The 6,758-nt window shown below is 51.9% G+C and carries 7 protein-coding genes; 4 read left to right on the top strand and 3 right to left on the bottom strand.

Annotation, left to right across the window (positions count from 1 at the left end; genetic code table 11):
- Nucleotides 1-491: 491 nt before the first annotated feature.
- Both BQ8005_RS16940 and BQ8005_RS16935 read right to left on the bottom strand, forming a co-directional pair.
- Entirely contained in the window at nt 492-1,178 is a 687-nt protein-coding gene (locus BQ8005_RS16940) for a DUF5715 family protein (protein ID WP_075319354.1), read from the bottom strand.
- Nucleotides 1,179-1,314: 136 nt separating this feature from the next.
- Nucleotides 1,315-1,854: a flavodoxin family protein gene (locus tag BQ8005_RS16935; RefSeq protein WP_075319353.1), complete on the bottom strand. Its 540-nt coding sequence runs from the start codon at nt 1,852-1,854 to the stop codon at nt 1,315-1,317.
- Between the two features lie 128 nt (nt 1,855-1,982).
- On the opposite strand from BQ8005_RS16935, the gene truA reads away from it, so the two are divergent.
- The 4 genes from truA to BQ8005_RS16915 all read left to right on the top strand — a co-directional run bounded on the left by truA (nt 1,983) and on the right by BQ8005_RS16915 (nt 4,906).
- Nucleotides 1,983-2,732 carry a tRNA pseudouridine(38-40) synthase TruA gene (gene truA / locus BQ8005_RS16930; RefSeq protein WP_075319352.1) on the top strand — a complete coding sequence of 250 codons (750 nt, stop codon included), beginning with the start codon at nt 1,983-1,985 and terminating at the stop codon, nt 2,730-2,732.
- 32 nt (nt 2,733-2,764) lie between these two features.
- Nucleotides 2,765-3,664 (top strand): DMT family transporter, encoded by a 900-nt coding sequence (locus BQ8005_RS16925; RefSeq protein WP_075319351.1) that lies wholly within the window; start codon nt 2,765-2,767, stop codon nt 3,662-3,664.
- A gap of 95 nt (nt 3,665-3,759) precedes the next feature.
- The gene (locus BQ8005_RS16920; protein WP_021846246.1) at nt 3,760-4,254 is read left to right on the top strand and encodes a GAF domain-containing protein; all 495 of its coding nucleotides are present in this window, start codon (nt 3,760-3,762) and stop codon (nt 4,252-4,254) included.
- 4 nt (nt 4,255-4,258) lie between these two features.
- Nucleotides 4,259-4,906, top strand: coding sequence for a DUF3256 family protein (locus BQ8005_RS16915; protein ID WP_075319350.1), 648 nt, complete (start codon nt 4,259-4,261; stop codon nt 4,904-4,906).
- On the opposite strand, the gene BQ8005_RS16910 is transcribed toward BQ8005_RS16915, so the two are convergent.
- Entirely contained in the window at nt 4,893-5,783 is an 891-nt protein-coding gene (locus BQ8005_RS16910; RefSeq protein WP_021846244.1) for a YitT family protein, read from the bottom strand. The genes BQ8005_RS16915 and BQ8005_RS16910 overlap by 14 nt on opposite strands.
- Nucleotides 5,784-6,758: the final 975 nt, after the last annotated feature.

The raw sequence follows: 6,758 nt of genomic DNA, 5'->3' as shown, positions 1-6,758 counted from the left end.
GCCTGGGTGTCTACGTCCACGGTCTGGCGGGCGACATCGCCGCGCGCAAGCAGGGCCGCACGGGCATGACGGCGGGCGATATCGCCACTTGCTTGCCCTTGGCATGGAAGCTGCTGGAAGAAAAGGATGAATGATTTTTCGGAGCCGTCGGAATGTCCGGCGGCTTCTCGGAGCATTGGGAGAGCCTGTCGGAATGTCCGAAAGCTTCTCCGCGCGTTTGGAGAGCCTGTCGGAATGTCCGAAAGCTTCTCCGCGCGTTTGGAGAGCCTGTCGGAATGTCCGAAAGCTTCTCCGCGTGTTTGGAGAGTCTGTCGGAATGTCCGAAAGCTTCTCCGCGCGTTTGGAGAGCCTGTCGGAATGTCCGAAAGCTTCTCCGCGCGTTTGGAGAGCCTGTCGGAATGTCCGAAAGCTTCTCCATGCGTTTGGACGGTCCGTCGGAATGTCCGCTGGGCTCTCTGCACATCGGGACGGGCCGTCGATGAAAATTCCGGTTATTTTCGGGTGGTGATGTGGAAGCAGGCCTGCTTGATTTCGTATTTCACGTAGCAGCGGTCGGCCCGGCGCAGGTCGCGCAGCACCTCGGCCAGCACCAGCTTCAGCGTGTCGGCGCCGACGTCCTGCATGGGGCGTCCGTCTTCGTCTTCCACCTTCTGGAAGCGCTTCCAGCTGATGTCGAACGTCGTTCCGTAGGCGTGGGTGGAGTTGCTCGAGGCGTTGGTGTTGCGGCGGCGCAGGCGCTTCACATCCTTCTCCGTGCGCAGGACGGAGGTGACGATGATGCGGTTCGGGTTGAGGCCCTTGGACGTGAGCGAGTCGAGGAAATTCTGCCCGATGGTGTCCAGCAGGGCTGCGGCGCCGGGTATGAGGTAGGGGATGGAGTGGGTGAGCGAGTCGACGGCATAGCGTTCGTTGGACTCAATAAAGGTCAGGCGGTCGGTCATTTCTTCCGCTTCTTCGCGCGAGGCGATGGGGCTGATGCCGATGGCCTGGGCCACGTTCAGCTGTTTCTGGTTCAGGTCGCCGAAGGTGCGGCCGAAGTTGGCCACGCCGTGGATGTTGCGCGGCTCGTTCATCTTCATCGACATGTCTTTCTTCTTGCATCCTGCAAAGGCGGAGGCGAGGCCTGCCGTCAGCAGCAGGCAGGGGAGGAGGCGCGAGGCCCGTTGGAACAGTTTCATTTTCATTGCTCGTATTAAGTCGTTTTGTTTCGTGGTTTCCCGTAAACCGCGTGCAAAGATACAGCAAACCTCGAAAGTACAAAAAGCAAAAGATAGTTTTCGTTTTTCTACTTCCGAGGCCTTTCCCTTTTATCCTTTAAAGATTTTTCCCGGCTTCGTAGGCCTGCGCCAGGGCCGGATGTCCTGCTATCTCTTCCGGATGCCATACGCCTCCGGCGAAGATGTTGCCTTTCACTTGCGGCCCTTCCAGACAGTCGAGGAAGCCCTGGAAGCTGTCGGCAATGCGACGGGCGATGGCGTCGTCGTCTTCGGCGGCGGCCGAGATGAAGTAGAATTCCTTGCCGGTCATCTCGGTATAGCGTCCGCAGCAGCGGTCTATCAGGGTTTTCATCTGGGCACTGATGGCATAGAAGTAGACAGGCGTACCCAGAACAATGACGTCGGCTGCTACCATCTTCTCGATGATTTCTGCCGCATCGTCTTTCTGCGGGCAGGGCTTTTGGAGGAAGCTGCAGGTGCTGCATCCCGTACAGTAGTGGATGGTTTTGTCACGCAGGAATATTTTTTCGACGGTGTGTCCACTTTCTACGGCTCCGCGCATGAATTCATTGCACAGCGTGTCCGAATTGCCGTTGCGGCGCGGACTGGAAGATAAAATCAATACTTTCTTTGTCATAATTTACGTTGTTAAAGGTTGTAGGCAAAGATACGCAGATTTTGCTTTCCGCATTGTATATAAATTGCGGATTGTATAATACAAAATACGTGGATTATCCGTACCTTTGCCTCCCAAAAGATTATTGGATGCAACGATATTTCATTGATTTGGCTTACGACGGCACGGCCTACCACGGCTGGCAGGTGCAGCCCAACGGAGTGAGCGTACAGGAGTGCCTCGAGAGGGCGTTGTCTACGTTGCTGCGCCGCGAGGTCGGCGTAGTGGGGGCCGGGCGTACGGATGCGGGGGTACATGCTTCGCTCATGGTGGCCCATTTTGATGCCGACGGTCCGCTGGACGAAGTTTTCATGACCGACAAGCTGAACCGCCTGCTGCCGCCGGATATCTCGGTGTACCGCCTGCGGGCAGTGAAGCCCGAAGCACATGCCCGCTTTGATGCCACCTCGCGCATGTACAAGTATTACGTTACGACGGCCAAGTATCCTTTTGACCGGCAATATCGTTGCCGACTTTTCCAACGCCCCGACTTCGATCGGATGAACGAGGCGGCCCGGACGTTATTCGAGTATACCGACTTCACCAGCTTCAGCAAGCTGCATACGGACGTGAAGACCAACAACTGTCGCATCATGGAGGCCGCCTGGACGCAGGTGGACGACGTGACGTGGGTCTTTACCATTCGTGCCGACCGTTTCCTGCGCAACATGGTTCGGGCGGTGGTAGGAACCTTGCTCGAGGTGGGCCGCGGCAAGATGGACGTTGACGGCTTCCGTCGCGTTATCGAGCAGAAAGACCGCTGCCGTGCGGGCACGTCGGTGCCGGGCAATGCCCTCTTTCTGGTGGACGTCACCTATCCTGACTCTCTGTTTATATAGTTCATAACCGATATTTTATATTTGTTTGATCCATGTGGTTACTTCTTGCTTTTCTCTCGGCTGCGTTGCTGGGATTTTATGATGCTTTCAAGAAAGAGTCGCTGCGCGACAATGCCGTGCTGCCGGTTCTGTTTCTGAATACCGTTTTCTCCAGTATGGTGTTCCTTCCTTTCATCCTGTTGTCCTTCTGGGCGCCCGACGTACTCAGCGGGACGATGTTCGACATGCCCGTAGCGGGCTGGGAGGCGCATAAATACATTCTGCTGAAGTCATTTATCGTTCTTTCGTCGTGGATATTCGGCTACTTCGGCATGAAGCACCTGCCGCTCACCATCGTCGGTCCCATCAATGCCACGCGTCCCGTCATGGTGCTCATCGGCGCCCTGCTGGTGTTTGGCGAGCGGCTGAACCTCTACCAGTGGATTGGCGTGCTGTTGGCCGTGCTTTCGTTCTTTATGCTGAGCCGTTCGGGTAAGAAGGAGGGCATCGATTTCAAACACAACAAGTGGATTCTGTTCATCGTTTTGGCGGCGGTGACGGGCGCCATCAGCGGCCTGTACGACAAGTACCTGATGACGCGGCTCCATCCCATGCTGGTGCAGTCGTGGTACAACGTCTACCAGGTGTTCATCATGTGCCCCATCATCCTGCTCCTGTGGTATCCGCAGCGCAAGACGAGCACGCCCTTCCGCTGGGAGTGGACCATTGTGGGCATCTCGTTGTTTCTCTGCGCAGCCGATTTCGTCTATTTCTACGCCCTCAGTTACGAGGATTCCATGATTTCCATTGTCTCGATGGTGCGTCGTGGCAGTGTGGTAGTCTCCTTCCTCTTCGGTGCCCTCTTCTTCCACGAAAAGAATCTGAAGAGCAAGGCGGTCGACCTCATCCTGGTGCTCATCGGTATGTTCTTCCTCTACCTGGGCAGCCGCTGACGGACGGATATAAGGAGATTTTAACGTCGGACGGTCTTGTATCTTTCCGCGTTAATTCTCATCTTTGCATCCGCAATTAAAATTCAATTGATCGTATGGCAGAAGATTTGTATATCAGCGGCGGCACGAAGGAAGAGCGCTATGCAGCCCTGCTCCCTCAGCTGGAAGGCCTCTTGGCGGGCGAAACCGACGAGGTGGCCAATCTGGCGAACGTGGCGGCAGCCTTGAAGGAGACGTTCGGCTTCTTTTGGGTGGGTTTCTATCGCGTGTCGGGCGACGAACTGGTGCTGGGGCCTTTTCAGGGGCCTGTGGCCTGTACGCGCATCCGCAAGGGACGTGGCGTCTGTGGCACGGCGTGGCAAGAAGCCCGCACGCTGGTGGTGCCCGATGTCGACGCCTTCCCCGGTCACATCGCCTGTAGTTCCCTTTCGCGCTCGGAAATTGTGGTGCCGTTGACCGACGGCGCGGGCGCGGTGTGGGGCGTGCTCGACGTGGATAGCAGTGAACTCAATACGTTCGACGAGGTGGATGCCCGCTGCCTGGAGGAAGTGTGCCGCCTGCTCCGTCGCAATGCAGACAAAAAAGAATAAAAGAATGAAGAAACTATATACCTTTATATCTGTAGCCCTTTTGGGCATGGCTCCCTTGTTCGGCCAGACGGCCAAAGATTGCTTCAAGGCGATGCCCGACAGCCTAACGCCTTTGTTGACGGAGGTCAACAAAGCCGACTGTATTGATTTCCTCGAAAGCAAGATGAAAGCGGAAGTGACTAATCGCTTGGGGCAGAAGTCCGAAATGACCGAACTTGCTCCCGACTATATTCGTATGCAGATGACGAGTCGCAGTTTCTGGCAAATGAAGATGTTGGATGTGAACGATTCGACGCGCGTTGTGTGCACGATTTCCACCGTCAACGGCCCTGTGCCCGACAGCGATGTCTGCTTCTATACCACGGAGTGGCAGGAACTTTCCGCCTCCTCTTTCCTTCAGATGCCTGTATTGGAAGACTTTCTTTCTGTCCCCGACTCTCTGAATGATAACGGTGTACGGCAAGCCATGAGTCAGGCAGATATGACATTGGTTATGGCCAACCTTTCTTCCAAAAACGACACGCTGACGTTCACTTTTACTACGCCCCGCTATATGGACAGCGAGGCGAATGAAGTGTTGAAACCTTTCATTCGCCCCGTGCTGAAATATGTGTGGAGGGAAGGACGCTTTGTACCCGTCACTTCCCTTTGATGCGGTCGAATCCTTCGCCGTACACGCCGATGACAGCGCTTTGCGATACGAACGCATTCGGGTCAATCTCTTTGATCAGATGGAAGATGATACCCGATTCGCGCTTTTTGGCCAGGATGAATAACATCTTGATTTCCTTTCCTGTATAGAAACCTGATGCGTTGATTACCGTTACGCCGCGGTGGGGATAGACATTGATGCGCTTGCCTATTTCTTCGTATTTGTCGCTGATGATGAAGAACTGTACCGACTGACGGGCGCTGTTTACCACCTGGTCAAGAACAAAGCTGCAAATGTAGAGCGTTACGTATCCGTATACAACTTTTTCCCAATCTTTTAGTACGAAATAGCTTGACGAAATGATAATCAAGTCGCATATCAGCATCACCTTTCCTAAGGTGATGTCTCTGTATTTATTGATGATAGCCGCAATAATATCTGTACCGCCCGTGCTTCCGTTTGACGAAAAGGCAATGCCGATGCCGCTCCCACAGAAGGAGGCGCCAATAACACAGGCCATGAATGGTTGGTCGTGAAGCAGTGTGATGCCTTGCGTCACCCGTTGGATCAGCGATAGGAAGAAGGTTAGGGTGAATACAGCAAAGATGGTCTTTATGCTGAATTTCCATCCCAAGATACGGATGGCTAATAGCAGTAAGATGAAATTGATAGAAAAGTAGACATACTGCACAGGAAGTCCAGTTGCAAAATAGACAATAGAAGCAATACCAGGTACGCCACCAGTCGTAATGTCGTTGGGCAACAAGAAAACGGTCCATCCGATGCCGTATAAAATCATTCCTAAGGCTATCATAACGTAGTCCTTGGCTTCGTGAATAGCCGCTTGTTTGGATGGAAATTTGAGTTTTGCGTTCATTTTCTTCTTCAAATTTAGTATAAGGTCCTTGAAAACGGGCGCAAAATTAATTCTTCTTTTGTTCAGAAACAAGAAAAGACTACATTTTTCATTCAGTCCTTATGAGGATCGTAATCTATTGACATCATGACTTTTTAATTCTTCTTATAGAAAGAATTTCTTCCTCAGTTATCGGTATCTTTTTCTCCAGTAGGCCAGAACTTTTTCTCCAGTTAGGGAAAAGCACCGTTTTCCTCTCCTTAAATCATCGCTTTCCTCTCCCTAACGCGCTGTTTTCTTGTTTTGTTCGCATAGAACTTACCTGTAGTTGTAATTGTAACGCGCGCGCCCATGCGCATGAAATATTATAATGTGCCGTCATTTCACCTTGTACATTTCGTCTTTGAAAATCCTGCTATAAAACATACTTGTAAATCAGCTATTTGCGAAAAAAGTTCAAGAAAGTGTCGAAAAAAATCGTTTGTAAGCTTGCAGTTATCTGAATAAGCTGTACTTTTGCACCCGCTTTCGGAAACGAAGCGGTGATACTTGACATGCTGTTGCAGGTGATTCTGGATGAAGTTGTCCTTTAGTGGCAGATGGCTTTCCCGCCTTTCGCATGAGAGAGGCCCAAGCGGAGAGCTCCTTCCCTCTGAGGTCTTCGAAAAAACTTTCGAAAAAAAACTTCTCAAAACATTTGGTGGTTTGAAAATAACTCCTTACCTTTGCACCCACTTTTGAGAAGTGAACCTCGAAGCTGAGCTTCGAAAAAAAAACTTCGAAAAAAGTTCCGCAAAAATTTGGAGGATATACGAAAAACTCCTTACCTTTGCAACCGCTTTCCGATAAAACGGAGGGCATCAAGAAGGGCGATCTTTGAAGAGATTTACATAAACAATACAGTAGTACAAGAGCAAAACTGGAAACAGTTTTGGGTAAAAAAAGAACCGTCAATACTTATATATATAGGTAATGAACTTTTGATCCGTAATCCTG

This window comes from Bacteroides togonis, from assembly GCF_900130135.1.
GTDB lineage: Bacteria > Bacteroidota > Bacteroidia > Bacteroidales > Bacteroidaceae > Bacteroides > Bacteroides pullorum.
This window is presented reverse-complemented; position numbering and strand designations above follow the sequence as displayed.

Coding starts and splice junctions, on each gene's coding strand:
- BQ8005_RS16940 (WP_075319354.1), bottom strand. CDS start 1,178: ATGAAACTGTTCCAACGGGCCTCGCGCCTCCTCCCCTGCCTGCTGCTG.
- BQ8005_RS16935 (WP_075319353.1), bottom strand. CDS start 1,854: ATGACAAAGAAAGTATTGATTTTATCTTCCAGTCCGCGCCGCAACGGC.
- truA (WP_075319352.1), top strand. CDS start 1,983: ATGCAACGATATTTCATTGATTTGGCTTACGACGGCACGGCCTACCAC.
- BQ8005_RS16925 (WP_075319351.1), top strand. CDS start 2,765: ATGTGGTTACTTCTTGCTTTTCTCTCGGCTGCGTTGCTGGGATTTTAT.
- BQ8005_RS16920 (WP_021846246.1), top strand. CDS start 3,760: ATGGCAGAAGATTTGTATATCAGCGGCGGCACGAAGGAAGAGCGCTAT.
- BQ8005_RS16915 (WP_075319350.1), top strand. CDS start 4,259: ATGAAGAAACTATATACCTTTATATCTGTAGCCCTTTTGGGCATGGCT.
- BQ8005_RS16910 (WP_021846244.1), bottom strand. CDS start 5,783: ATGAACGCAAAACTCAAATTTCCATCCAAACAAGCGGCTATTCACGAA.